22 protein-coding genes are annotated in these 24561 nt (G+C 45.6%); 4 read left to right on the forward strand and 18 right to left on the reverse strand.

Annotated elements, in window-relative coordinates:
- Nucleotides 1–88 precede the first annotated feature (88 nt).
- On the reverse strand, nucleotides 89–1300 hold the full coding sequence (gene punC / locus AACW75_RS13195; protein ID WP_017073836.1) for a purine nucleoside transporter PunC: 1212 nt from the start codon (nucleotides 1298–1300) through the stop codon (nucleotides 89–91).
- 163 nt (nucleotides 1301–1463) lie between these two features.
- On the opposite strand from punC, the gene punR reads away from it, so the two are divergent.
- The gene (punR, locus tag AACW75_RS13200) at nucleotides 1464–2378 is read left to right on the forward strand and encodes a DNA-binding transcriptional activator PunR (protein WP_017073837.1); all 915 of its coding nucleotides are present in this window, start codon (nucleotides 1464–1466) and stop codon (nucleotides 2376–2378) included.
- Between the two features lie 97 nt (nucleotides 2379–2475).
- Here the strand turns inward: punR and ilvA are convergent, their stop codons facing one another.
- Genes ilvA through ilvG form a run of 5 tightly spaced genes read right to left on the reverse strand, consistent with a single transcriptional unit; the run spans nucleotide 2476 to nucleotide 8812 of the window.
- Nucleotides 2476–4020 carry a threonine ammonia-lyase, biosynthetic gene (ilvA, locus tag AACW75_RS13205; RefSeq protein WP_145571824.1) on the reverse strand — a complete coding sequence of 515 codons (1545 nt, stop codon included), beginning with the start codon at nucleotides 4018–4020 and terminating at the stop codon, nucleotides 2476–2478.
- A 3-nt stretch (nucleotides 4021–4023) separates the two neighbouring features.
- On the reverse strand, nucleotides 4024–5865 hold the full coding sequence (gene ilvD, locus AACW75_RS13210; RefSeq protein ID WP_145571822.1) for a dihydroxy-acid dehydratase: 1842 nt from the start codon (nucleotides 5863–5865) through the stop codon (nucleotides 4024–4026).
- 33 nt (nucleotides 5866–5898) lie between these two features.
- A complete protein-coding gene (locus AACW75_RS13215) occupies nucleotides 5899–6867 on the reverse strand; it encodes a branched-chain amino acid transaminase (protein WP_102554511.1) in 969 nt (322 codons plus the stop codon).
- 12 nt (nucleotides 6868–6879) lie between these two features.
- Nucleotides 6880–7164, reverse strand: coding sequence for an acetolactate synthase 2 small subunit (gene ilvM / locus AACW75_RS13220; protein WP_017073841.1), 285 nt, complete (start codon nucleotides 7162–7164; stop codon nucleotides 6880–6882).
- A gap of 1 nt (nucleotide 7165) precedes the next feature.
- A complete protein-coding gene (gene ilvG, locus AACW75_RS13225) occupies nucleotides 7166–8812 on the reverse strand; it encodes an acetolactate synthase 2 catalytic subunit (protein WP_145565995.1) in 1647 nt (548 codons plus the stop codon).
- Between the two features lie 471 nt (nucleotides 8813–9283).
- Here ilvG and AACW75_RS13230 point away from each other — a divergent pair, with 471 nt between their 5' ends.
- Entirely contained in the window at nucleotides 9284–10807 is a 1524-nt protein-coding gene (locus AACW75_RS13230; RefSeq protein ID WP_145571818.1) for a YifB family Mg chelatase-like AAA ATPase, read from the forward strand.
- Nucleotides 10808–10934: 127 nt separating this feature from the next.
- Here the strand turns inward: AACW75_RS13230 and AACW75_RS13235 are convergent, their stop codons facing one another.
- The 6 genes from AACW75_RS13235 to AACW75_RS13260 form a co-directional block, all read right to left on the reverse strand.
- The gene (locus tag AACW75_RS13235) at nucleotides 10935–11891 is read right to left on the reverse strand and encodes a DUF2860 domain-containing protein (protein WP_145571817.1); all 957 of its coding nucleotides are present in this window, start codon (nucleotides 11889–11891) and stop codon (nucleotides 10935–10937) included.
- Nucleotides 11892–12030: 139 nt separating this feature from the next.
- Entirely contained in the window at nucleotides 12031–12630 is a 600-nt protein-coding gene (locus tag AACW75_RS13240; RefSeq protein WP_004735755.1) for a thiol:disulfide interchange protein DsbA/DsbL, read from the reverse strand.
- A 55-nt stretch (nucleotides 12631–12685) separates the two neighbouring features.
- Nucleotides 12686–13672, reverse strand: a complete 987-nt coding sequence (locus tag AACW75_RS13245) for a serine/threonine protein kinase (protein WP_017073845.1) — start codon at nucleotides 13670–13672, stop codon at nucleotides 12686–12688.
- Nucleotides 13673–13746: 74 nt separating this feature from the next.
- A complete protein-coding gene (gene ccoG / locus AACW75_RS13250; protein ID WP_145571815.1) occupies nucleotides 13747–15165 on the reverse strand; it encodes a cytochrome c oxidase accessory protein CcoG in 1419 nt (472 codons plus the stop codon).
- Between the two features lie 327 nt (nucleotides 15166–15492).
- Nucleotides 15493–15756, reverse strand: a complete 264-nt coding sequence (locus AACW75_RS13255; protein ID WP_017073848.1) for a YihD family protein — start codon at nucleotides 15754–15756, stop codon at nucleotides 15493–15495.
- Between the two features lie 131 nt (nucleotides 15757–15887).
- Nucleotides 15888–16055, reverse strand: coding sequence for a hypothetical protein (locus tag AACW75_RS13260; protein ID WP_186437215.1), 168 nt, complete (start codon nucleotides 16053–16055; stop codon nucleotides 15888–15890).
- A gap of 283 nt (nucleotides 16056–16338) precedes the next feature.
- Between AACW75_RS13260 and AACW75_RS13265 the strand changes: the two genes are divergently transcribed.
- Together AACW75_RS13265 and trhA are read left to right on the forward strand one after the other, a co-directional pair.
- The gene (locus AACW75_RS13265; protein ID WP_145571813.1) at nucleotides 16339–17130 is read left to right on the forward strand and encodes a sporulation protein; all 792 of its coding nucleotides are present in this window, start codon (nucleotides 16339–16341) and stop codon (nucleotides 17128–17130) included.
- 108 nt (nucleotides 17131–17238) lie between these two features.
- Nucleotides 17239–17892, forward strand: a complete 654-nt coding sequence (gene trhA, locus AACW75_RS13270; protein ID WP_102361776.1) for a PAQR family membrane homeostasis protein TrhA — start codon at nucleotides 17239–17241, stop codon at nucleotides 17890–17892.
- Here the strand turns inward: trhA and AACW75_RS13275 are convergent.
- The 6 genes from AACW75_RS13275 to def all read right to left on the reverse strand — a co-directional run bounded on the left by AACW75_RS13275 (nucleotide 17889) and on the right by def (nucleotide 24440).
- Complete coding sequence (locus AACW75_RS13275) at nucleotides 17889–18467, reverse strand: DUF3157 family protein (protein WP_145571811.1); 579 nt, start codon at nucleotides 18465–18467, stop codon at nucleotides 17889–17891. The two genes, trhA and AACW75_RS13275, sit on opposite strands and share 4 nt — an antisense overlap.
- Before the next feature lie 26 nt (nucleotides 18468–18493).
- Complete coding sequence (locus AACW75_RS13280; RefSeq protein WP_017073853.1) at nucleotides 18494–19939, reverse strand: TrkH family potassium uptake protein; 1446 nt, start codon at nucleotides 19937–19939, stop codon at nucleotides 18494–18496.
- Nucleotides 19940–20036: 97 nt separating this feature from the next.
- A complete protein-coding gene (gene trkA / locus AACW75_RS13285) occupies nucleotides 20037–21413 on the reverse strand; it encodes a Trk system potassium transporter TrkA (RefSeq protein WP_017073854.1) in 1377 nt (458 codons plus the stop codon).
- Between the two features lie 110 nt (nucleotides 21414–21523).
- Nucleotides 21524–22804, reverse strand: a complete 1281-nt coding sequence (gene rsmB / locus AACW75_RS13290) for a 16S rRNA (cytosine(967)-C(5))-methyltransferase RsmB (RefSeq protein WP_017073855.1) — start codon at nucleotides 22802–22804, stop codon at nucleotides 21524–21526.
- A 119-nt stretch (nucleotides 22805–22923) separates the two neighbouring features.
- Complete coding sequence (gene fmt, locus AACW75_RS13295; protein WP_145571809.1) at nucleotides 22924–23889, reverse strand: methionyl-tRNA formyltransferase; 966 nt, start codon at nucleotides 23887–23889, stop codon at nucleotides 22924–22926.
- Between the two features lie 38 nt (nucleotides 23890–23927).
- Nucleotides 23928–24440: a peptide deformylase gene (gene def, locus AACW75_RS13300; RefSeq protein WP_029224900.1), complete on the reverse strand. Its 513-nt coding sequence runs from the start codon at nucleotides 24438–24440 to the stop codon at nucleotides 23928–23930.
- Nucleotides 24441–24561 lie beyond the last annotated feature (121 nt).

Here is a 24561-nt window from a genome sequence, read left to right on the forward strand (position 1 = left end):
CTACTGACTTTTTCTAAGTTATCCTAGATGCAAAAAAGAGCGAGTAATCTCGCTCTTTTTTTGTTTTAGTGAAACTAGAAACTAAAAGTTAGTCTTGTTTCTCATCTGCCACTACACGAGAGTTATCCGGTGTAGCGAACTGTTCTGACAGTTCTTTGTTTGAAATGATGTAGCCAACCCACAATGCGCCCAAACAAATAACCACCGCAATACCAGTAGCGCTTAGCGCTTGGCTCGCCATTGCTGCCACCAATGCACTTGCTAGGCCACTGATACTGATTTGCAGGCTGTTTTGCAAGCCAGCAGCTGTTGCTGGGCTTTGTCTTGCGCTTGATAAGGCACGGTTAACGACGATTGGGTAAAGTGCACCATTCGCTACAGCAATCAAACAGAAAGGCGCTAGTAAAGGCCAGATAGACGTCAATTCCCATTGTGATGCAATGAAAATAAGCATCGCGGCAACGCTGAACAAGCCAATAAGGTTACGTAATACTGGGCCATCACCGTATTTCTTCACCGCTTGCTTACCGAAGTAACCACCCGCCATGAATGCGATTGTTTGTGGGATAAAGCTAAGGCCGATGTCTTTTGCTTCATAACCTAGCTGAGCCATGATCTCTGGCATACCTGTTAAGTAAGCGAAGAACGCAGCTGATGCCGATGCAAACATCAAAACATTACCCATGTAAGGTTTTGATTTAAGAAGCGCTTTGATGTCTGTTTTGATCGACGTCTGTTTTACTTCTGGTGCTTCTTTTGGTTGAGCCATTGTTGTTGCGATCAACAGTGCCCCCATCAACGTCAACGTGATGAAGATACTGTGCCAACCAAAGCTATCTGCCAGTAACACACCCAGTTGAGGTGCTAGTGCTGGTGATAACGCGACCAAAGGCATAATGGTTGCAAAAATTTGCTGGCTGCTGCTTTGAGAGTAACGCTTAATAACCATTGCTTGCCAAATTACCGCAGGAGCACATACGCCGATCGCTTGAATAAAGCGCAATGTCAGTAGGTGCCATACTTCGGTGCTGAATGCCAAACCGAATGAAGCTGCAGTAAATATAACTAGGCCAAGTGCTAGCGTATTGCGGTGACCATATTTGTCACTCGCTAGCCCCCAAAGAAGCTGACCCATCGCCATGCCGCCAAGGAATACGGTTAGAGACAGTGCAATCTGCTCTGGACCGGTTGCGAAATCGATTTCCATTGCCTTAAATGCAGGGAGGTACATATCAGTCGCAATAAAACCAAGCATTGAGAGTACTGCAAGGTAAACCAATTGAAATTTAGAAATATTCATAAGATGCCATTAAACTAAAGGTAGTGATGTTTTTATCATCAAAAAAATTGTTTGATAATCAGAGGTGAAAGTCCCTGTTTATTTATGCTGACATTCTATTTTTTAGAGCTGATAAAATAAAACGCTAAAATATGTGGTTATCAATCAAAAAATTTGAAGGCTTATGTTCTCTAAATCCTCTTTAGAAATGCTCGATACTGTTGCTCGCTTGGGCAGCTTCACTGCAGCTGCAGAACAATTGCATAAAGTGCCATCTGCGATCAGTTATGGTGTTAGGCAAGTAGAGCAAGAGCTTGATGTATTACTTTTCAGACGCTTACCGAGAAAAGTTGAGCTGACGCCTGCGGGTGAGTTATTTATCGAAGAGGCTCGTTTACTGCTCCGACAAATGGAAGAGCTCAGTGCCCAGACTCGACGAGCAGCGCGTGGCTGGAAAAAAACTCTGCGCCTAACGCTCGATAATGTGGTTAAGCTCGATAAGATGAAGCCGATGATTGAAGAGTTCTATCAAACGTTTGATTTTGCAGAACTTCAGATCAACATGGAGGTGTTTAATGGCTCTTGGGAAGCAATAGCGCAAGGCAGAGCGGATATCGTGATTGGCGCAACTTCAGCAATTCCGGTAGGCGGAGACTTTGAGGTTAGAGACATGGGGCAACTAGACTGGGCATTTGTGATGTCACCAAGCCACGCGTGTGTACGAGAGCAAAACCTCGATGAAGCTTTTGTTAGCCAGTACCCTGCAATATGTTTGGATGATACCTCGAGCGTGCTACCTAAGCGACACACAGGGCACTTTGCGAATCAAAGACGCCTGTTGTTACCTAACTGGTATAGTGCGATTGAATGCCTTAAAAATGGTGTAGGGGTTGGTTACATGCCAAGACACATTGCCGCGCCTATTATTGAGCAAGGTTTGCTGGTGGAGAAAATATTACCTGAGCCTAGCCCGCAGAGTCATTGCTGTTTGGTGTGGCGAAAAGACGATAACCATAAATTGATCGAATGGATGGTCAAATATCTAGGATCAAGTGAACAGCTGCACCAAGATTGGTTGGATCATCGCAAAGCACTTTAGTGATCTTTGTGTGAGGATCCTTTGGGGTTGAATTTATTTCTTCACTAATAAAAAGAGCGAGTAAATACTCGCTCTTTTTGGTTCGATAGCTTAACTCTTAAGACAAGAAGAACTTGTAGGAAGGGTTATCGGTTTCATCTTTGCATTGGTAGCCGAGTTCTTCTAAGTGAGTAGAGAACTGAGCTAAATCGTCATCACCAAGCTCAAAACCACACAGCACACGACCGTAATCAGCACCATGATTACGATAGTTGAACAAGCTGATATTCCAGTGAGTCCCTAAGGTATCAAGGAATTTAATCAATGCTCCTGGATATTCAGGGAACTCAAAGCTGTATAGGCGCTCTTTCAATGGCTTCGATGGTTTTCCGCCAATCATGTAACGAATGTGCAGCTTTGCCATCTCATCATCAGAGAGATCGACAACAGGGTAGCCGCCTTCACGTAGGTCATTGATGATGTGTTCGAGCTCTTCTTGTCCGCCTTGTAGACGTACACCAACGAAGATATTCGCCAGGCTTTCGTCGTTGTGGCGGTAGTTAAACTCAGTCACTGCGCGACCACCAATAATGTTACAGAACTCTAGGAACGCACCTTGTCGCTCTGGAATCGTAACCGCAAGTAGACCTTCTCGCTTTTCACCTAATTCACAACGCTCAGACACATAACGTAGACCGTGGAAGTTGGTGTTCGCACCAGAAAGTACCGTCGCCAGTTGCTTACCTTGCAGTTGGTTTTGCTCGGCAAACTTCTTAAGTCCAGCCAGAGCTAATGCGCCTGAAGGTTCAGCAATGGCACGAGTATCTTCAAAGATGTCTTTAACCGCAGAGCAAATCTCATCGCTAGAAACAGCTATGTGGCCATCAATGTACTGTTGGCAAAGACGGAAAGTCTCTTCACCAATACGTTTAACCGCTACACCATCTGCAAACATACTGACCTGATCAAGCACGACTGGCTCACCGGCATCCAGTGCCGCTTTCAAGCAAGACGAATCTTCAGGTTCAACCGCAATGACTTTAATTTCAGGCATTAGTTGTTTGACCAACACAGCAACGCCAGCTGCTAAACCTCCGCCACCTACTGGTACAAAGATATAATCCATGTGGCCGTTTTGCTGCAGCATCTCCATGCCCATTGTACCTTGCCCTGCAATCACCAGTGGGTGATCGAAAGGAGGAACAAAGGTGAAACCATGTTCATCAGCAAGGCGTTCTGCCTCTGTTTTAGCTTCATCAAAATTGTTGCCATGCAGCACTACATTGCCGCCAAACCCACGTACCGCATCAACCTTGATATCAGGCGTGGTTTTTGGCATCACAATCGTGGTCTGAATACCCAATTTAGAACCCGACAGCGCCATGCCTTGGGCGTGGTTACCTGCCGATGCTGCAATCACACCAGCAGCTTTCTGTTGTTCAGAGAGGCTTGATACCATGTTGTAGGCACCACGCAACTTGAATGAGTGTACTGGCTGACGGTCTTCTCGCTTTAGCTGCACCTGATTTCCGATACGAGCACTTAGACGTGGCATATCTTGCAGGGGAGTCACAATCGCCGCTTCGTAAACCGGTGCTCTCAATATCTGACGCAGGTAATCTGCGCCAGTTTGTTTCTGGGGACTGGACGTGTCATCACTCATAGATTAGCCCTCAAGTTTAGACTTATCACGTACCGCGCCTTTGTCGGCACTTGTTGCCATGCTTGCGTAAGCTTTAAGTGCGAATGACACTTCACGCTGACGGTTTTCTGGCTTCCAACCCAATGTATCTTGTTTAGCGCGGCGCTCTTCTAGCTCGGCTTCAGGTACATCAAGCGTGATTGAACGGTTAGGGATATCGATAGTGATGATATCACCTGTGTTCACTAGACCAATGACGCCGCCACTTGCTGCTTCAGGAGAAGCATGGCCGATGGATAGACCAGATGTACCACCAGAGAAACGTCCGTCAGTTAGCAGCGCACAAGATTTACCTAAGCCCATTGATTTTAGGTAAGTGGTTGGGTAAAGCATTTCTTGCATACCCGGACCACCTTTAGGACCTTCGTAACGAATAACGACCACTTCGCCGGCTTTTACTTTGCCCGTTAAGATGCCTTCTACTGCCGTATCTTGGCTTTCAAATACGATCGCAGGGCCTTGGAATTTAAGGTTATCTTCATCAACACCAGCAGTCTTAACGATGCAACCATCAACCGCGATGTTACCTGAAAGTACCGCTAGGCCACCTTCTTGGCTGAATGCGTTCTCTTTAGTACGAATACAACCTTCTTTGCGGTCATCATCAAGGCGGTCCCAACGACAGTCTTGTGAGAAAGCTTTGGTGGTACGGATACCAGCAGGACCAGCGCGGAAGAACTTAAGCACAGCTTCGTCTTCTGTCTGCATGATGTCGTACTGTGCGAGCTGCTCTTTCATGCTCAGACCAAGCACGGTGCGAGTTTGGTTGTTCAAAAGGCCAGCACGGTCAAGCTCACCTAGGATAGCCATTACGCCACCAGCGCGGTGAACATCTTCCATGTGGTATTTAGGTGTTGAAGGTGCAACTTTACACAGGTGTGGAACGCGGCGAGACATGGCATCGATGTCATCCATATCGAAAGCAATGTCGCCTTCTTGAGCGGCAGCTAGAAGGTGAAGAACGGTGTTGCTTGAGCCACCCATTGCGATATCAAGCGCCATCGCATTATCAAAGGCTGCACGATTTGCGATGTTGCGAGGCAGTGCTGAGTCATCATCTTGCTCGTAATAACGTTTAGTCAGATCGACGATACGTTTACCTGCATTGATGAATAGCTCTTCACGGTCTGCGTGGGTTGCCAGCATAGAACCGTTACCTGGCTGAGATAGACCAAGTGCTTCTGTTAGGCAGTTCATTGAGTTGGCAGTGAACATACCAGAGCATGAACCACATGTTGGACATGCAGAACGTTCAACTTGCTCACTTTGCTCGTCTGAAATCGTTGGATCGGCACCCTGAATCATTGCATCAACAAGGTCGAGCTTGATTATTTGGTCAGAAAGCTTGGTTTTACCTGCTTCCATTGGGCCGCCAGATACGAAGATCACTGGGATATTCAGGCGCATTGCTGCCATCATCATCCCTGGAGTGATTTTGTCACAGTTAGAGATACAAACCATTGCATCAGCACAGTGTGCATTAACCATGTATTCCACTGAGTCTGCGATAAGCTCACGTGATGGCAGTGAGTACAGCATGCCGCCGTGACCCATTGCGATACCATCATCTACAGCGATGGTGTTGAATTCTTTAGCGATACCGCCTGCTTTCTCGATTTCACCCGCGACCAGTTGACCCATATCTTTAAGGTGAACGTGGCCTGGTACGAATTGAGTGAAAGAGTTTACAACTGCGATGATTGGCTTACCGAAGTCATCATCTTTAACGCCAGTTGCACGCCATAAAGCGCGCGCACCAGCCATGTTGCGTCCGTGAGTAGTAGTTGCTGAACGATAGATTGGCATTGCTTAAATCCTTATAAAATATTTGGCTGTTGCTTACTTGTTTGTCGGTGTTTGGTTTGTTGATGTGTGGTTTTCTGGGTAAACGTAGTCTAACCAGCCCCACTTATCTTCAGTGGTTCCATTGAATAAACCAAAGTAAGCCGCTTGAACTTTTTCAGTGATAGGGCCGCGTTTGCCTTCACCTACTGTAATTTTGTCTACACTGCGAACCGGAACGATTTCTGCCGCTGTGCCCGTCATGAATACTTCGTCTGCAAGATATAGCGCTTCACGAGCAATGTTTTCTTCACGGATTTCATAACCCATGTCTTTTGCTAGCGTCATGATCGAATCACGAGTGATACCCGGCAGAATTGCACTGGTCGCTGGTGGCGTTGATAAAATACCATCGCGCACTACAAAGATGTTTTCGCCTGCACCTTCGGAAAGGTAGCCATCGACGCTCAGTGCGATACCTTCATCGTAACCATTACGGCGTGCTTCACCACCAACTAGTAATGAAGATAGGTAGTTACCACCAGCTTTTGCGGCGGTAGGAATCGTGTTTGGAGCGGCACGGTTCCAGCTTGAAATCATCGCGTCCACACCATTTTCTAGTGCTTCTTCACCAAGGTAAGATCCCCAAGGGAACGCGGCGATGATTAGTTCCATCTCGGTGTCTTCTGGAGGGCAAACACCAAGGCCAACGTTACCAACAAAGCCCAACGGGCGAATGTAGGCTGACTCTAGCTTATTTTGACGTAGCGTTTCGCGAGTCGCTTCCATAATTTCTTCCTCAGTGTAAGGAATAGGGAAGCGGTATATTTTCGCTGAATTTTTAAGTCGTTTTGCGTGTTCAGGGTGGCGGAAGATAACCGGCCCTTTTGGCGTATTATAACAACGAACGCCTTCAAACACGGAAGTGCCGTAGTGCATAGCGTGAGTGAGAACGTGAACGTTCGCCTCTGCCCAAGGAACCATCTCACCGTTAAACCAAATATAGTCTGCTGTTTTAGCTGTCATGCTTACGGTTCCTTATGCATTTATCTTTTGTTGTAAGTTATTGTTTGGCAGCTCATTGCGGCTGATAGAGATAACGTCAACGGTACGCACATCCCATAGCTTTTCGATTTGATTCACTAAGAATGAAATCGGACGATCACTGTCTACAATGATCTCAACGCTCGCGACTTTGCTTTCTTGGTTTTGAGTTCCGGCTACTTGTTTAACGATGAAACCACGGTGACGGATGACACGAAGAACACGCTCTAGTAGTACAGGCTTATCATCAGCTTTGATGTCTAATAGGTATCTTTTCATATTATGTGTTCTCCAACATTTCACTGTTTGAAGCACCTGGTGGTACTAGTGGCCATACGTTTTCTTCTTCATCGATAAGCACATGAAGTAGATAAGCAGTTTTACTCTCAAGCATCTCTTTAAGAGCGGGTTCTACTTCTTCTTTGCGAGTGATGGTTTTTCCCGGGATATCAAACGCTTTTGCTAGCATCACAAAGTCAGGGTTGTCATCCAAAATCGTCTCACTGTGGCGACCATTAAAGAACAGTGATTGCCATTGGCGAACCATACCTAAGCGAGAGTTATTAAGAAGAACCATCTTCACTGGGATTTGGCGACGTTTTAATGTGCCAAGTTCTTGCACGTTCATCATGAAAGAACCATCACCAGAGATAAGAATAGATTGGTCATCAGGACGACCAACCGATGCTCCCATCGCAGCAGGTAAACCAAACCCCATGGTGCCTAAGCCGGCAGAGGTGATGAAGTTTTGCGGATCACGAGGCTGAATATGTTGAGCGGCCCACATCTGGTGCTGGCCAACGTCAGTTGAAACCATAGAGCTTGCAGGCATCATATCTGATAGTTGCTTCAACAATAATGGAGCAAAGATAAGGTCGCCTGGGTGGTCATAGCGCCATTTAAATGAGGTGCGTAGCCCTTCAGAGTGGTGAACCCAAGAAGAGATGTCTTGGCTCAATTCTAGCTGAGGCATGATCTTGTTGATGTCACCGCGAATTGGCGCATCAGCAAGACGCAATTTGCTGAACTCTGCCGCATCGATATCGATATGGATAACTTTAGCGTGCGGTGCAAAGGTATCGAGTTTGCCGGTTACTCGGTCATCAAAACGAGCACCAACAACAATCAATAAGTCACTTTCTTGAACCACTAGGTTAGCGGCTTTAGTGCCGTGCATACCAAGCATGCCAAGGTAGTGTGGGTCGTCACGTTCAATAGTGCCTAAGCCTTTGAGTGTGCTTACGGCAGGCATTGGGTTAAGGCGTAAAAACTCACGAACTGCATCGGTTGCTTTCGCCAGTTGAACGCCACCACCTACGTATAAAACAGGGCGAGTCGCTTGAGATAAGAAGTACTGAGCTTGTTCAATGGCATCCGTTGTAACAACAGGAAGTGCTGGTGGTGTAAATTCAGGAAGAATTTTTACAGGGGATTCTGCTAGTTGAACATCTTTAGCGATATCGACAATAACCGGACCGGGACGTCCTGCTTTCGCAACGATAAATGCTTCCGCCAATGTTGGCGCAAGATCTTCAATGTCGGTAACGAGGTAGCTGTGTTTAGTACATGACAGAGACATACCAATCACATCCATTTCTTGGAATGCATCAGTACCGATGTGGGAGCTAGCAACTTGACCAGTGATAGCGACGAGTGGGATGGAGTCCATAAAGGCATCAGCAAGACCTGTTACTAGGTTCGTTGCGCCTGGGCCTGAGGTTGCCATACAAACAGCCACGTCTTGTGTTGCACGCGCCATACCAATGGCAGCCATTGCAGCACCTTGTTCATGGCGACAAAGGATGTGTTCAACACCGCCGTCATAAAGAGCATCGTAGATTGGCATGATGGCACCACCTGGGTAACCAAATACGGTCTCAATACCTTGTTGCTTGAGTGCGGATACGACTAGTTCTGCGCCTTTCATCGTAATCCCTCCGTATTACCTTTATTTTGGTCATTGTTTCCGTTGTCTTTGCACATCTTGTGCTCCCATTCTTCCTGTAAATCGGCAAGGCCGAAAATAATAAAAATATAAAAATCGAATCGCTAAATTAGAAAAAACCCCCGGACTTTTCAGTGCGGGGGTTTTTTCTAATTCGTGGTTACTTTTTTCCCACTCGCCCCCGCGTAGTCTCAATAATGACTACGATAATCAGGTTAATCAGTGCGTAAATGCGAGCGTTAAATATCATAAAATTCGAGTTTTCTCGTTTATTGTCTTAAGTAAATGTCTACATCTCTAGTGTTATCACACAAATCTGCTGCATGACAAGGGAAATGTCATTCTTTTTTCACATTAAAACACCATTCCACCACGCTATATAACAACCTTATTGCTTTGGTGAGCAACGAATATCCAGAGTGAATACTTTTAAATCAAAGACAAAGGAATGTTATGGGACTCGCGATAATTCATAGCCGAGCTAGTGTGGGTGTAGAAGCACCTGAAGTGACTGTAGAGGTGCATATCAGCAATGGAATGCCCGGTTTTACGCTGGTGGGTTTACCTGAAACGACGGTCAAGGAGTCTAAAGATCGAGTGAGAAGTGCCATTATCAATTCTCGCTTTGAGTTTCCATCGAAAAGAATTACGGTCAACTTAGCCCCGGCTGATTTGCCAAAAGAAGGTGGGCGGTTTGATTTACCAATCGCGCTTGGGATTTTGGTGGCGTCGGATCAGTTACCAACATCAAAAATAGCTCAGCATGAATTTATCGGTGAGTTGGCATTGTCTGGAGAGTTGCGCTCAGTAAAGGGCGTTCTGCCTGCGACGTTAGCCGCCGACAGTGTCGAACGGTGTTTAGTGGTTCCTCATCACAACGGTGATCAAGCTGCGCTAGTGGGTAAGGGCGCGCATAAATCAGCACAAACGTTATTGGAGGTTTGCGCGGACCTGTGTGGTCAGGCTCAACTAGGGTTGTATCGAACAGAGCATCATCATGTCGATGTGTCTGATAATCGTGACTTACAAGATATTATTGGCCAACAGCAAGGCAAGCGAGCATTAGAGATAGCAGCGGCCGGTAACCATAACTTGCTTTTCCTTGGCCCCCCTGGGACTGGCAAGACGATGCTGGCCTCGAGATTGCGCGATCTATTACCTGAGATGAGCAATGAAGAAGCGATGGAAACGGCTTCGGTAGCTTCTTTAACGCAACAAGAGATCAATCAATACAACTGGAAGCAACGACCTTTCCGTTCCCCACACCATTCGAGTTCGATGGCAGCATTGGTCGGTGGTGGCTCGATACCTCGCCCTGGTGAGATCTCTTTGGCGCATAACGGATTATTGTTTCTTGATGAGATGCCAGAATTTGAACGTAAGGTGCTCGATTCATTGCGAGAGCCGCTAGAGTCGGGCGAGATCATTATTTCACGCGTGGCAGGTAAGACGCGTTTTCCGGCGCGCTTTCAATTGGTGGGTGCGCTTAACCCAAGCCCAACAGGATATTACGAAGGCAATCAAGCCCGAGCCAACCCGCAGATCATCTTGCGTTATCTCAATCGCTTATCGGGGCCATTGCTTGATCGCTTTGATATGTCTCTGGAGATCCCTTTATTGCCTAAAGGGATGTTAGCCGAAGGCGGTGATCGTGGAGAGACGACTGAAGTGGTCAAAGAGAGGGTCAAACAAGCGCGCCAGTTGATGTTATCTAGGAACCATAAGTCGAATGCACTGCTAGGAAGCCGAGAAATCGAAAAGTATTGTCCATTAAGACGAGAGGATGCGGAGTTTCTAGAGACGGCGCTGCATCGATTGGGTTTATCGATTCGTGCTTATCATCGAATTATTAAGGTTGCGCGAACTATTGCGGACCTAGAGGGTAATGAGCAGATTGAAAAGAAGCATTTATCAGAGGCACTTGGTTATAGAGCGATGGATCGACTCTTGAAACAACTCTCGGCTCAAGCTGTGTAGTCATGCCAATCGTAGTAAATAACGGGTCATTTATTTACTGTGATTGGTATACAAACAAGAAAGCCTGCTTTTTACGCAGGCTTTCGTTGTTATGAACTAATGGCTATGAGCAAGCAGTGAAGCCTAACTAGAACTTGTAGTTCAAACCGACTGAAACGATGTATTGCGATTCATCGTAGAAGGTAATGTTTGAATCACTGGTGCCGTAGCCCGCAAGAGAGACAAACGACCAGTTTTCCCAATCCATAAATCGGTCATATTCATACGCGGCGAAAAGGTTAATGTTGTCATCGCTGCGAGTTTTGTCGTAAATCGAATTGTTAGCATCGTAAGAGCGCTGGTTGTAGCCTGCGGTTAATGCGTATTGATGGCGACCCATGCCACCAAATAAACTCACTTCACCACCAAATTGGTCATAAGACTCAGCGTTACCGTCGGCATCTCTTGTTTGATAAATGATCGATGGGATAAGCATCATGGTGCGGCTCAATGGAACGCGGTATTGGCCTTTCAGGTAGAGAGTATTCGCATCTCGTTTGAGTTCTTGTTCTTGAATCTCATCATTGTCGACATCTTTAGTTGCGTAGGCCATGTCTAGCGAGAATGCAGAACCTGCGATGCTACTTAATTTCAAACGAAAGGCATTGCCGGTTTCATCGGTTTTGCTTCGATCAACGCCTTCTGCGTATGGATTCGCCCAAGTTTCACCTGACATAATGGTTGGCAGAAGTGACGCGTCGATAGTCATGCCTGACTCTAGTTGGTATTTATAACCAACCTCTAGCACTACAGTACCGGTTGCCACATCATCACGAGCGGTACCTGTGTACACCTGGTGATTTAGCTTTTCACCAAAGGTGTAAGCGACACTGCCTAAAGGTGCGACAAGAAATGAGCTTTCAGATGAGGCTTTCTGTTTATTTGACGAGAGGGTGCTATCAGCATCGGTATTAAAATTTGAGGTGGAAGAGGTTACCCCGGTATTGATAGAGATTTCACCACTGAAACCTTGTTCGTCTGCAAGTTTGGCAAAGGCTGGCGAAGCAACAACGCTTAATGCGAGAAGTGTGATTTTTATTTTCATTTAAGGGCTCCTTGCCCACCGGTTCTTAGGACGGGTTATTAATATCAGTAAAGCTCTGAGTTTTATGGCTGATTATTTATCAATGATGATTTTTGAACTAGGAAAAAAAAGGAAGCCGAAGCTTCCTTTAATCATTACCTTACTTCTTTAACAAGAAGTTAACCAGCTCGAAGTATTCATCGAGAGAGTTAATACCTTGAGCGTCAATCAGGTAGCGGTTGTTTACTACAACAGCTGGAACGCCGGACAAGCCGCTGTCTTTGAATGCTTTGTCGAAGCGACGAACCATCGAATCTACCGCAAAACCATTGTATGCCGCGTCGAATTTCTTAGCATCAACACCTTCGTCTAAGAAGATTTGACGCAGTTCTGCTTCATCTCTTGGTGGCTTGTTCATAGTGTGGATGCGGTTAAACATCACTGGCACCATTTTATCTTCAACTTTTAATGCGATCATGGTTGCGTAAGCTTTGCTCATTGGCAGGCCCATATTGCCACCCATGAATGAAACATGGTTCTTCTGTAGCTTAGCGTCTTTAGGAAGCTGCTGTTTTAACTGCTGGATGATAGGCTCAAAGCTATTACAGTGTGGGCAGTAAAAAGAGAAAAACTCTGTCACCATTGGTTTCTTTGATGCTTCTAGATCGAGGACTTTGTAGTGCTCACCTTCGTTAAATTTCGCAGCGTGAGCGGATAGGCTCAACATGATCAATGAGAAAAATGCGAATAGCTTTTTCATTTATCCAATCTCCATTATGTTTGAATTTTTATCTAGTTGTATGTTGCGATTGTTGTTACCACTGAGGCATTAACGAAAGTGGTGGTTCTTGCAGGGTAGCAATTTGCTCTTTACAAGCAAGTACTTGTTGCTCCCAATATTTAGGGTCATTAAACCATGGGAAGGCCAAAGGAAAAGCAGGATCGTGCCATCGTTTTGCTAACCATCCCATGTAATGCACCATACGTAGACCGCGCAGTGGTTCGATTAGTTTCAGTTGTGATGGATTAAAGTCACAAAACTCCTGATAACTTTCCAACAAAATATCCAGCTGCATCAGCTTATCTTGGCGTTCGCCGTTAAGTAGCATCCACAGATCTTGTACCGCAGGTCCATTACGTGAATCGTCGAGATCGACGAACATCGGTCCGTCTCGCCATAAAATATTACCTGGGTGGCAGTCGCCATGTAGGCGAATATTATCAACCTCTGTCGGCCATTGGTGTTCTAACTCTTTGATCAGTAAATCGATATCGTTAAAGAAAGCATTCTCAAGGTGTGTTGGAATAAATTGGGAGCTTTCTAGAATTTTACGAGGCTGATAGAGGTATTCATCTAAGCTAATGGTTGGGCGGTGCTGGAATGTTTTACCTGCACTTGCTTTATGAATTCGACCAAGGAAGCGACCTACACCTTCTAATTGGTTTAAGTTATCCACCTCGTACTGCCTGCCACCCACACTTTCAAATAGTGTAAACAGATAGCCTTTATATTCATGTAAGGTTTCACCATTGATGCGTATCGGTGGTGCGACTGGAATTTCTTGATCGATCAGTTCAAGTGTAAAGTCGTGCTCTTCTTGTATCTGTTCTGTGGTCCAACGTTGTGGACGATAAAATTTCACAACGTAGCGTTTACGGTCTTCATCTATAAATTGATATACCCGGTTTTCGTAGCTGTTGAGGGCGAGCAGGCCTGATTCCGCTCGAACTCCAATGCTCTCCAGTGCGTACCACATGAAGTCAGGTGTTAAGTTATCAAAGTTAAAGGCTTGTATCGTCATAGAATAAAAAAGGCTCATTACTGAGCCTTTTTCCATTTATTGGGTATGTATACCAACTGTTGAGGTTGTTGGTATTAGAGCTTCTTGATAAAGCGGCTTTCGACTTCCATCGTAAACTCTTCATTATCCGAGAGTATAAACTGAATTGTCGAAACTGGTGAGCTGAGTTTTTCTGGATCGACGCCCAAACTGATAGGCAGGTTCAAAACCTCGCCCGGATCGACAGTAATGGTTTGTTTACCGTACCAGATAGAATCAGGCAGCCCGCTGACATCAAGCTTGTACTCTTGTTCTTGCTGAGTTTTGTTGATCACCTTTAAGGTGTAAGTATTTTCAACAAGCCCTTGGTTATTGATTCTAAATAGCTGATTTCTGTCACGCAACACGCTTAGTCCTGCCGGATCAACACTCGCTATCTGTGCAAAGAACAAACCCAACATGACGATCAATATAGCGCCATAACCTAGCAGCTTCGGACGCATCACCTTGGTTGTGTGACCATCGAGCCTGTGTTCAGTGGTGTAATTGATCAGTCCTTTCTCATAACCCATACGTTCCATTGTGTTATCACAGGCATCAATACAGGCACCACAGTTAATACATTCGTATTGAAGACCATCACGGATATCGATACCCGTTGGGCACACTTGTACACATAGGTTGCAGTCAATACAGTCACCAAGGCCTAGTGCTTTATGATCGGCTTTGCGAGAGCGAGGACCACGGCTTTCACCACGCTCGGTGTCATAACCTACGATGAAAGTGTCTTTATCAAACATAGCTGACTGGAAGCGAGCGTAAGGGCACATGTGCAGACAAACAATTGAGCGCATCCATCCGGCATTGGCATAAGTACATCCAGCAAAGAACAATACCCAAAACACAGGCCAGAAAGTCGAGTTTAAGGTAAAGAAGCCAACCACCAATTCTTTGATTGGGATGAAGTAGCCCACAAACGTTAAGCCTGTTGCGATCGCAATCGCCCACCACGCGATGTGCTTGATGGTTTTTCTGAGAATTAAATTGCTCGTCAGTTTTCCCGAATCTTGTTTTCTTCGTTTATTGGCAGCACCTTCTAGTTTCTCTTCGAACCAGATATACATGAAGGTCCAGACGGTTTGCGGGCATAAATAGCCACACCAGACTCGCCCTAAGAAGGTGGTTATAAAGAATAAGCCGAATGCGGCAATCATAAATAAGATGGCGAGTAGTGTCAGATCTTGTGGGTATAGCGTTGTTCCAAAGAAGTTGAACTGTTGGCTGCCGATATCGAGCAAGATCGCTTGTCGTTCACCAAATGGAATCCATGGGATAAGCGCAAAAAGTAAAAGTAAGAACCAACCACCATAGCGGCGTAATTGTTGGAATTTACCTTTGCTTTCTCGAACATAGATTCGGTTACTTGGGTTAAATCGATCTCCATTACCTTTATGTGTTTTCGGGTTAAAGGTTTTAGGCGTCACATCTTTGATATCGATTTTATCCTGACTCATGGACTATCCTTTTTGTGGCATGTTTGCCCTGTTAAAGAGGGCATGACGACATTACTTGAAAGTATGGTTTAGAGAACCTATTGAAATTGAGCTTGGTGCATTTGTTGTTATCGCACTCGCTCTTATTATTTTAGAAGATTCTTATGGATGGCGATTATAGCGACAATCTTGTTCTCATTTCTTTAACGCTATCAACCTTTAACAACAAAAGTCATAACAGTTGTGACGAAAAAATAGCGAACAGAAACAAAAAAGCGACCGAGTGGTCGCTTTTTAGAATTGAGCAATTTATTTATAAGGCAATTAAGCTTTAACGCATTTAAGCAGTTAAAGGATGCCACGCGCTTTTAGAATCGCGGTTTTGAAATCATCTTCTTGGTCTTTTTTAAGGCCTGGGATCATTTCATCTTTTTCACTGTTACGCATTTTGAGGTGATAGATCAGAACATCGTCTGTCAGTTCTTCAAGTTTACCTTCGTAGCCAGCTTCTTTTGATAGCTTAATGATGAACTGTAATAAGTTAAGCTCTTGATCTTTCTGCCACTCAGGCTCCATCAGCTCAAGTAGTTCTTCAATGCGGTGACACTTCATACTTTATTCTCCACAAATTTTATAATGATTTGTGACTAAGGTATCAAATCGGATAGGGAATACCAATGTGTAAACGCATTTCAGGACGATAGAGAGCAAGAAAAAAAGCGCAGTAAAAACTGCGCTTTTTGTTAAGCGGCTTTAATTACTTTTGTTGCAGTCGGTGCTAATAAAGCAGTCTTCTGAACGAGAGTCATTGTAGGAGCCAATTTCTTAGCCGTTGGAGCAGCAACAAAGCCACTACGACGACGCATCGCACTACGGTTGGTGTGCGAGAACCTGACAGGTGTTGGGCGCATTAAGTTACCTAACGGTCAGGCATATCCATTGCCAATCTAATGGCCTGATTTACCATGAGATCCGCCTCAATTTCTTGAAGAGTCACTCGTCTGGCTTTCGCCAATCCGAATAATAAATCAGGATAATGATATGCATGCATATCAAGGCTTAGATTATCACTATCTAAGTTATCGATCGACGCCTGAGTGATAAATAGACGATATTAGAGCTAAAATAGTGTGAGCAGTATATTTGAGTTTGAACCTCTTTCAGGCTTAATATGATGTTTTAAAGGAGGTGCATATGTCGTTCTTGAAGAAAACGTTAGCAAGTTTTGGTATTGGGTCTGCCAAGGTGGATTCTGTATTGCAACAGGAAGTGCTTTACCCAGGGAAAAAGGCGAGCATTATTGTGCATGTGTATGGTGGCTCTCAGCCACAGGAGATAGATAACATCGATCTGAACCTGTGCTGTCGTTATGTAAAAGAAGTCACGATGAATTCGCAAAGACAAGAAGGTGGTCACACACGCCGAATGCACCAGACATACTCGTTGGCAAAATGGAGTCTGCCGTATGCCTTTGTTATTCAGCCGGGAGAAACCCGCGATTTTGAATGTGAATTTGATGTACCGCTGAATACCCCAGTCACGATTGGTGATTCAAAGGTGTGGCTTGAAACCGGGCTCGACATTGCGATGGCAATTGATCCGTCTGATAAGGATGTTTTAACGGTTCGCCCCGATCCTTTGCTCGACGGCATCTTTAACGCACTTGAAGCTCAAGGGCTACGCATTCGCCAAGTCGAGTGTGAAGCGGTGGAAGGTTTCGAATTACCGTTTGTGCAAGAGTTCGAATTTGTTCCGACGACTGGACCTTATCATGGTCGTTGGCGTGAGCTTGAGGTTGTCGCTCATCGTGGTGAGACAGAACTTAAGTTGTGGTTTGAGATAGATCGCAATCGCGATGGCGCAAAAGGCATGTTGGCGAGTTTGCTGGGAATTGGTCAGCTACAGCGTCAATTGAGTGTGCCATTGGAAACCTCACCAGAGGACGCCGGCAAGATGGTGCTTGAGTATTTAGAAAACGCGCCTTAGCTGAATCGCACATTTTATAAGTCATTTTGTCATAAAAATTTAAGCTTACACGTGTAAGCTTAATGTGCAATACTAGATCAATCGAACATTTACTCTAGTAGGATACTCATGTCTGCATCATCAGCCAGCGAATACAGTGACATCGAAGAGCGCGCTAATGCGATAACTCATGGTTTGGGTGTCGTACTTGGCGTAGTGGGTCTGATCCTGTTATTGATTCGTGCGTTTGATTACCAAGCCGACATGCTAACTGTTGCCAGTATGGCGGTGTATGGCAGCAGTATTATTCTGCTCTTTCTTGCTTCCACGTTGTACCACTCGATCACTACTGAAAAAACCAAGCGCTTACTCAAAACGCTCGATCATTGTGCAATTTATTTACTGATCGCAGGTAGTTACACGCCTTTTTTATTAGTCGGTTTGAGAACCCCGTTAGCGATGGGCTTGATGGCGGTGATCTGGGGTATAGCGCTGGTCGGTATTATCATGAAGATTGCTTTCGTATACCGATTCAAGCGCTTATCGCTGTTCATTTACTTGGCGATGGGTTGGCTATCTTTGATTGTGGTTTATCAATTGGCGATGAACATCAATATCGGTGGTTTGGTATTGCTGGCGGTCGGTGGGGTGATTTACTCGCTGGGTGTCATTTTCTATGTGGCAAAACGCATCCCTTATAACCATGCCATCTGGCACCTGTTTGTGTTGGCGGGCTGCGCTTGCCATTTCTTCGCTATTTACTTGTACGTGACTCCGGTTTAACGAGCTAGCACCTCAACAATTTCAGCTTTGATTTGATACTCTGGATATTGATCAACAGCTAGGTTGAGCGACGTACCTTCGGCATCGGTTTTTGGTCGAAGGTAGGTATCTGCCATACGCTTTATCGATTTCCAAACCGCTACTGTTTTCTCTTCTAATAATTCACCACTTGGTGAATACACACCTAACTTCAAAGACACTAAGATCACAGCCTGCGTACCTTGGTTGGTAATCGCCGTTGGGATGATCAGCTCACCATCTTCGTAGTGGCTCGCACCCAATACTACATCCACACCCGATTGAGATAGCTGTAAGCTTGGCTTCTTGCTATCAACGACAATCGTAGTACCACGGATATTAGTCGCGACTGGGACGGCTACAACAGGCACCGCTGCGACTGGCGTTGCGGTTGTTGTTTCTATTGTTTGTTTCTCCACAACATATTGCCAAGTAAAGTCATCTTTTAGCAGTATTTGTTTCCCATCTTGCAGAGCCACGACTTGGTCGGCGAGTGCAGAGCTCATACATACTGAGTTTGCGAGCAGCACGCTTGCGATAAATAGGGGTGATTTCATTTGTGTTTCCTTGATTTTTCGCGCAATTAGCGTCGCCAAAAGGCTGGGAAAAATAAAACAATGAGCGTCAATATTTCGAGTCTGCCCATCAGCATTCCCAAACTTAATAGCCATTTAGCAGCGTCTGGTAATGGAGCAAAGTTCCCTGTTGGGCCTATCACGCTCCCCATACCTGGGCCGACGTTGGCAACGGCAGTGATAGCGCCAGATATGCTGGTTACAGGATCAAGCCCCATCGCACTCAGCCCACCGGCAATTAAGATAATCGTGATAAAGAACATCAAACCAAATGCGACTAGAGAACGCACGATGTCATCACTGACTGGTCGTTGGTTGTAGCGTTGAACGAACACACCTGATGGGTGAATCAGCTTCATCATTTGTTTATGCAGCATGGTCATGGCGATTTGGAAGCGGAAGATTTTAATCCCGCCAGAGGTTGAACCTGAACATGCCCCTGCCATCATCAGAAAGGCAAATAACGTAGTTGGCAGTGCGCCCCAAGCTGTGAAATCTTCAAGGCCAAAGCCTGTTGTAGTGACCACTGACACGATGTTGAACATCGAGACTCGTAGTGCATCCATTGCGCTATAGCCATCTCTAACCACCAACCAAGTCGATATTACGGCACTGGTGACCAAGAATAGGTAAGTAAAGCCTCTTACCTGCGCATCTTTATAGAGTATGGCAAGCTTTCTGCCGCGCAGTGCGCTAACAAACAGTAAGAACGGCAGGCCGCCAAGAAACATGAACACCGTTCCGACCCAGTGAGCACTATTAGAGAAGTGATTCATGGAGCCGTCTGAGGTTGAATAACCACCAGTAGAAAGAGTGGTGAATGCGTGGTTGATTGCATCGAAGATGCTCATTCCTGCAAACAGGTAGCTAACTATGCACAAGCCCGTAAGGACTAGATAAACCGCCACGATGTTCTTCGCTACGGTTTTCGCTCTAGGGCTGCTTTTATCAGACCAATCGGAAGATTCAGTTTGGAATAGGCGCATACCACCAACGTTGAGCATCGGTAGTACAGCCACCGCCATTACGATGAATCCTATACCACCAAGCCATTGCAATATTGAACGCCACAGTAGAATGCTTGGCGCCATGCTATCCAAACCACTCAATACGGTTGAACCCGTTGTAGTGATACCAGACATGGTCTCGAAGTAGGCGTCAGTAAAGCTGATGTGGTTAATGAAAACAAAAGGCAGAGCTGCAAAGGCACTGGCAATAGTCCATACCAGAGAGGTGATCAGGAACATGTCCCGCACCCCTAATCGAAACTTAGCGGAACGGCCTAAACTCAAGCAGATAAACGCCACAATGTGCGTGATCACTACAGATTTACCAAACTCGAGAAAACCACCAGTGCCTGTAACGAAGGCAACTAATGTTGGTATGTACATGAAAAGGGCGAGTTTTGATAACACCAACCCAATCACTAATAATATCGGACGAAAATTGACCATAGCTTAATAGACCATAGCTTTAATAGATCACCGTTTTAATAGACCACAGCTTTGTGCCGAGCGCGGTTCTCATGAGAAAAATCTCACAAGAAGAGGGCTACAAGAAGAAGGGGCTCGGTTGGAAAAGAGACTCGACATCGGGCACGTATTTTTTATCCACTAAGAACATCACTACATGGTCATCTTGTTCGATTACGGTTCTATCGTGTGCGATAAGCACCTCTTCTCCGCGAACAATTGCACCGATGGTAGTACCTGGTGGTAGTTTGATGTCGCCAATCGCTCTGCCGACAACCTTGGATGTGGTTTCGTCACCGTGAGCAATGGCTTCAATCGCTTCTGCGGCACCGCGACGCAGTGATGATACGTTTACAATATCAGCACGACGAACGTGAGTGAGCAGCGCAGAAATTGTTGCTTGCTGCGGAGAGATCGCAATATCGATTACACCGCCCTGAACCAGGTCGACATAAGCACCACGCTGAATCAGTACCATTACCTTTTTGGCACCCATTCGCTTAGCGAGCATGGCTGACATGATGTTGGTTTCATCTTCGTTAGTTAAGGCGATGAATACATCAACTTGATCGATGTTCTCTTCGGTGAGTAGCTCTTGGTCTGCGGCATCACCACAGAATACGATGGTGTTTTCTAGCTCTTCAGACAGCTTCTCAGCTCGGGTGTAACTGCGCTCGATTAGCTTGATACTGTAGCTTTGTTCAAGACGTCTTGCCAAGCTTGCACCGATGTTACCGCCACCAACAATCATGATACGGCGGTAAGGCTTTTCTAGGCGTTGTAGTTCACTCATTACCGAGCGGATATGGTTACTCGCTGCCACGAAGAACACTTCATCATCGGCTTCAATGATGGTGGTACCTTGTGGGCGAATTGGTCGACCTTGACGGAAGATAGCCGCAACACGAGTATCAATGTGAGGCATGTGCTCACGTAGTGCGGAAAGTGCGTTACCTACCAATGGACCGCCGTAGTAAGCTTTTACCGCGACTAAGCTAACCTTTTGTTCAGCAAAGCTAACTACTTGCAGTGCGCCTGGATATTGGATAAGGCGCTCGATGTAGCTAGTAACGAGCTCTTCGGGTGCAATTAGGTGATCGACCGGTATCGCCCCCGACTTAAAGAGTGCTTCTTTCTCTTCTAGGTATTGAGGAGAACGAATGCGGGCAATTCGGTTTGGCGTATTGAAAAGAGAGAAGGCAACCTGACATGCAGCCATGTTGGTTTCATCCATATTGGTTACCGCAACCAACATATCGGCATCTTGTGCACCTGCTTCACGTAACGTGTTTGGGTGGCTGGCATAACCGTTGATAACCCTCAGGTCATATTTATCCTGAAGTTCACGCAGTCGGTCAGCGTTACGATCGACAATAGTGATATCGTTGTTTTCACCAACTAGGTTTTCAGCAAGGGTACCGCCAACTTGTCCAGCACCTAGGATAATGATCTTCATAGCCTGTCTCTTTTCTTTACCGTAGTAATCCTAGTGATCTGATTTTTCTTTGATGACTCACTAGAAAGAAACAACGGCTAAGAAATTAAATTCTTAGCCGTTGTTAGTTGTTATGCCTGTTTTACTAGAACTGCGTAGTAGAAGCCATCCATATCTTCTTCTCCAGGCAGTATTTGACGACCCGGATTTTCGATATCAGACCCAACAAGTGTTGCGTTCTCTGTACGCTCTAGGAACGCCTTCACTTGCAGCACATTTTCTTGCGGCGTGATAGAACATGTCGCATAGACCATGGTGCCGCCTTCTTTCAGCTGATTCCACATTGCATCCATGATCTCACTTTGCAGTTCTGCTAGTGCGTCAATATCAGATGCGCGGCGTAGCCACTTGATGTCAGGGTGGCGACGGATTACACCCGTTGCTGAACATGGAGCATCAAGCAGGATGCGGTCAAACTTATCACCCATCCACCACTCTTCAGGGTAGCGAGCATCGCCACAGATTACGTCGGCGCGCAGTTGTAGGCGTTCTAGGTTATCGTAAACACGGTCTAGACGTTTGATATCACAGTCAATCGCAACCACTTCTGTGTCTTTAGTATGCTCAAGAATGTGCGCGGTTTTACCACCTGGCGCTGCACAACAATCTAGGATTAGCTCACCATCTTTTGGTGTTAGGTAATCAACGGAAAGCTGAGCGGCTGCGTCTTGTACTGATACCCAACCTCTGTCGAAGCCAGGAAGCAAAGTAACATCACAAGGCGCTGCTAATTTTATGGCATCTGCAGCTTCAGGGTGCAGTGTGTATTCAATGTTTTCGTTTTTCAGTAGTTCGGCGTACTCGTCACGAGTGTGGTGCTGACGGTTTACGCGCAACCACATTGGTGCCTTGCTGTTGTTTGCTTCAATTAATTGCTCCCACTGATCTGGGTAGCTTTCTTGAAGCATTTTAAGAATCCAGCTTGGGTGAGTGTATTTACCCGCATTGTGGCTAACCGCTTTTTCATCCAACTCTTCTTGGTCACGCAGGTAGCTACGTAACACAGCGTTGATCAAACCGCTTAGGCTTGGACCACGCAATGTTTTGGTTGCCTCAACAGTTTCAGCAACTGCAGCATGCGAAGGAATACGCATAAAGCTCAGTTGGTAAATACCCACTAAAATTAGGTGGTGGAATACACGCTTTTTGCCTTTAAGTGAGTTGTCCATTAATTCGTTAGCGATTGACTCTAAGCGAGGCAAGTAACGAAGTGCACCGTAGCAAATCTCTTGCAGTAGAGCATGGTCTCGCGGGCGGATCGTTTTTTGAGCCGCAGGGAGAGCGTGTGAAAGAGAGTGGCCTTTGTCGACAACTTGGAATAGGACATTTGCAGCAGCAGCGCGAACATTCATGAGGGATACCGAATATTTATTTGAATACATGAGGGCATCTCTGCCCTCGTAAAGGTTTTCTAAGCCATGTTATTTAAAGCTACACGTTTCTAAGTGCATATAAAATAGCTTTAAAGTGGTTAAGAAAGTTGAGTACCAACTTCAAACCAGCTTGCACGTGAGTTCAAGATATCCTGAACTGACATGGCTTTTTTACCTGGAACTTGTAGCTGTTCCAATACAAGTACTTTATCGCCAGTAGCAACATAGATACCCGTTTTATCAGCTTTGATAATTGTGCCAGCTGGCGCAGATGTTGATTCTTCATCAACACGTGTTTGCCAAACCTTAATGCTTATCTCTGTATCAGAGCTGCTATCAACAATCGCAAAGTGACTCATTGGCCATGGATTGAAAGCGCGTACACAACGTTCGATGTGTTCTGCACTGTCATTCCAATCAATTTTAGCTTCTTCTTTGCTTAGCTTCTTCGCGTAGTTAGCAAGTTCGTCGTCTTGCTTTTCTGCGACGGCTTTACCTGAAGCGATGTTTGCTAAACAATCAACAAGAGCATCAGGGCCAAGGCCAGCCAACTTCTCGTACATTGAAGCGCTCGTATCTGTAGTTTCGATTGGTAGCGTTGCGATGCTTAGCATATCACCCGTATCTAGGCCGATATCCATCTGCATGATCGTTACGCCTGTCTCTTTATCACCCGCCCAGATAGAGCGTTGGATAGGAGCAGCACCACGCCAGCGCGGTAAGATAGAGCCGTGCACGTTGATACAACCCAAGCGAGGTGTATCTAATACAGCTTGTGGAAGAAGCAAGCCGTAAGCGACGACAACCATGATGTCAGCATTCAAATCGGCTAGTTCTTGCTTAGCTTCATCTGACTTGAAGTTTTCGGGTTGGTAAACCGGAATATTATTTTCAAGTGCGATGTTTTTTACTGGACTCGCAGTCAGTTTTTTACCGCGGCCTGCTGGACGATCTGGCTGTGTGTAAACAGCAATAACTTCATGCTCCGAAGACAACAACGCCGCCAAGTGACGGGCGGCGAAATCCGGAGTACCTGCGAAGACAATTCTTAAAGATTGACTCAAGGTAGACTTCCTTCTTAATTTAGTAATAGCAGCGGTTATTAACCTTGTTTCTCGTTGAAACGTTTAATCTTCGCTAGCTTATCTTGAATACGTTTGCGTTTTAGTGGCGATAGGTAATCAACAAACAACTTGCCTTCTAGGTGGTCAAGTTCGTGCTGAACACAGATAGCCAATAGATCATCGGCGTCGAATGTGAATTCGTTGCCATCGCGGTCTAGTGCTTTAACCGTTACTTCTGCAGCGCGAGGTACTAGAGCTCGAGCGCCTGGTACAGATAGGCAGCCTTCTTCGATACCATCTTCGCCACGTTTATCGGTAATTTCAGGGTTGATCAGAACAATCGGTTCATCACGTGTTTCTGAAATATCGATAACAACGATGCGTTGGTGGAAATCTACTTGCGTTGCCGCAAGGCCGATACCTTCTTCGTCGTACATGGTTTCAATCATGTCATCGACTAACTTTTGAATCTCTGGGGTAACTTCTTTTACCGGTTTCGCCACGGTACGTAGACGATCATCTGGTAATGTTAATACTTGTAATACAGACATATACACTCGAAATATTGAACTGTGCCGAAACAGCTTAAACCTTGTTGGCTCAATTCTAGACATTTTAGAGGTCAAATGACAGCATCCTGAAGTTAATTCTCTAATCAGATGTCATATATTC

It is taken from the genome of Vibrio sp. L3-7 (assembly GCF_963898195.1).
Taxonomy (GTDB): domain Bacteria; phylum Pseudomonadota; class Gammaproteobacteria; order Enterobacterales; family Vibrionaceae; genus Vibrio; species Vibrio echinoideorum.

Excerpts from the sequence above, each read along its gene's own strand:
- AACW75_RS13215 (WP_102554511.1), bottom strand. The coding sequence starts at position 6,867 with ATGACAGCTAAAACAGCAGACTATATTTGGTTTAACGGTGAGATGGTT.
- ilvD (WP_145571822.1), bottom strand. The coding sequence starts at position 5,865 with ATGCCAATCTATCGTTCAGCAACTACTACTCACGGACGCAACATGGCT.
- punR (WP_017073837.1), top strand. The coding sequence starts at position 1,464 with ATGTTCTCTAAATCCTCTTTAGAAATGCTCGATACTGTTGCTCGCTTG.
- AACW75_RS13235 (WP_145571817.1), bottom strand. The coding sequence starts at position 11,891 with ATGAAAATAAAAATCACACTTCTCGCATTAAGCGTTGTTGCTTCGCCA.
- ccoG (WP_145571815.1), bottom strand. The coding sequence starts at position 15,165 with ATGAGTCAGGATAAAATCGATATCAAAGATGTGACGCCTAAAACCTTT.
- trhA (WP_102361776.1), top strand. The coding sequence starts at position 17,239 with ATGTCTGCATCATCAGCCAGCGAATACAGTGACATCGAAGAGCGCGCT.
- AACW75_RS13260 (WP_186437215.1), bottom strand. The coding sequence starts at position 16,055 with ATGCGCCCAACACCTGTCAGGTTCTCGCACACCAACCGTAGTGCGATG.
- rsmB (WP_017073855.1), bottom strand. The coding sequence starts at position 22,804 with ATGAATGTTCGCGCTGCTGCTGCAAATGTCCTATTCCAAGTTGTCGAC.
- AACW75_RS13280 (WP_017073853.1), bottom strand. The coding sequence starts at position 19,939 with ATGGTCAATTTTCGTCCGATATTATTAGTGATTGGGTTGGTGTTATCA.
- ilvA (WP_145571824.1), bottom strand. The coding sequence starts at position 4,020 with ATGAGTGATGACACGTCCAGTCCCCAGAAACAAACTGGCGCAGATTAC.
- def (WP_029224900.1), bottom strand. The coding sequence starts at position 24,440 with ATGTCTGTATTACAAGTATTAACATTACCAGATGATCGTCTACGTACC.
- AACW75_RS13255 (WP_017073848.1), bottom strand. The coding sequence starts at position 15,756 with ATGAAGTGTCACCGCATTGAAGAACTACTTGAGCTGATGGAGCCTGAG.
- AACW75_RS13265 (WP_145571813.1), top strand. The coding sequence starts at position 16,339 with ATGTCGTTCTTGAAGAAAACGTTAGCAAGTTTTGGTATTGGGTCTGCC.
- AACW75_RS13230 (WP_145571818.1), top strand. The coding sequence starts at position 9,284 with ATGGGACTCGCGATAATTCATAGCCGAGCTAGTGTGGGTGTAGAAGCA.
- ilvG (WP_145565995.1), bottom strand. The coding sequence starts at position 8,812 with ATGAAAGGCGCAGAACTAGTCGTATCCGCACTCAAGCAACAAGGTATT.
- trkA (WP_017073854.1), bottom strand. The coding sequence starts at position 21,413 with ATGAAGATCATTATCCTAGGTGCTGGACAAGTTGGCGGTACCCTTGCT.
- AACW75_RS13240 (WP_004735755.1), bottom strand. The coding sequence starts at position 12,630 with ATGAAAAAGCTATTCGCATTTTTCTCATTGATCATGTTGAGCCTATCC.
- AACW75_RS13245 (WP_017073845.1), bottom strand. The coding sequence starts at position 13,672 with ATGACGATACAAGCCTTTAACTTTGATAACTTAACACCTGACTTCATG.
- ilvM (WP_017073841.1), bottom strand. The coding sequence starts at position 7,164 with ATGAAAAGATACCTATTAGACATCAAAGCTGATGATAAGCCTGTACTA.
- AACW75_RS13275 (WP_145571811.1), bottom strand. The coding sequence starts at position 18,467 with ATGAAATCACCCCTATTTATCGCAAGCGTGCTGCTCGCAAACTCAGTA.
- punC (WP_017073836.1), bottom strand. The coding sequence starts at position 1,300 with ATGAATATTTCTAAATTTCAATTGGTTTACCTTGCAGTACTCTCAATG.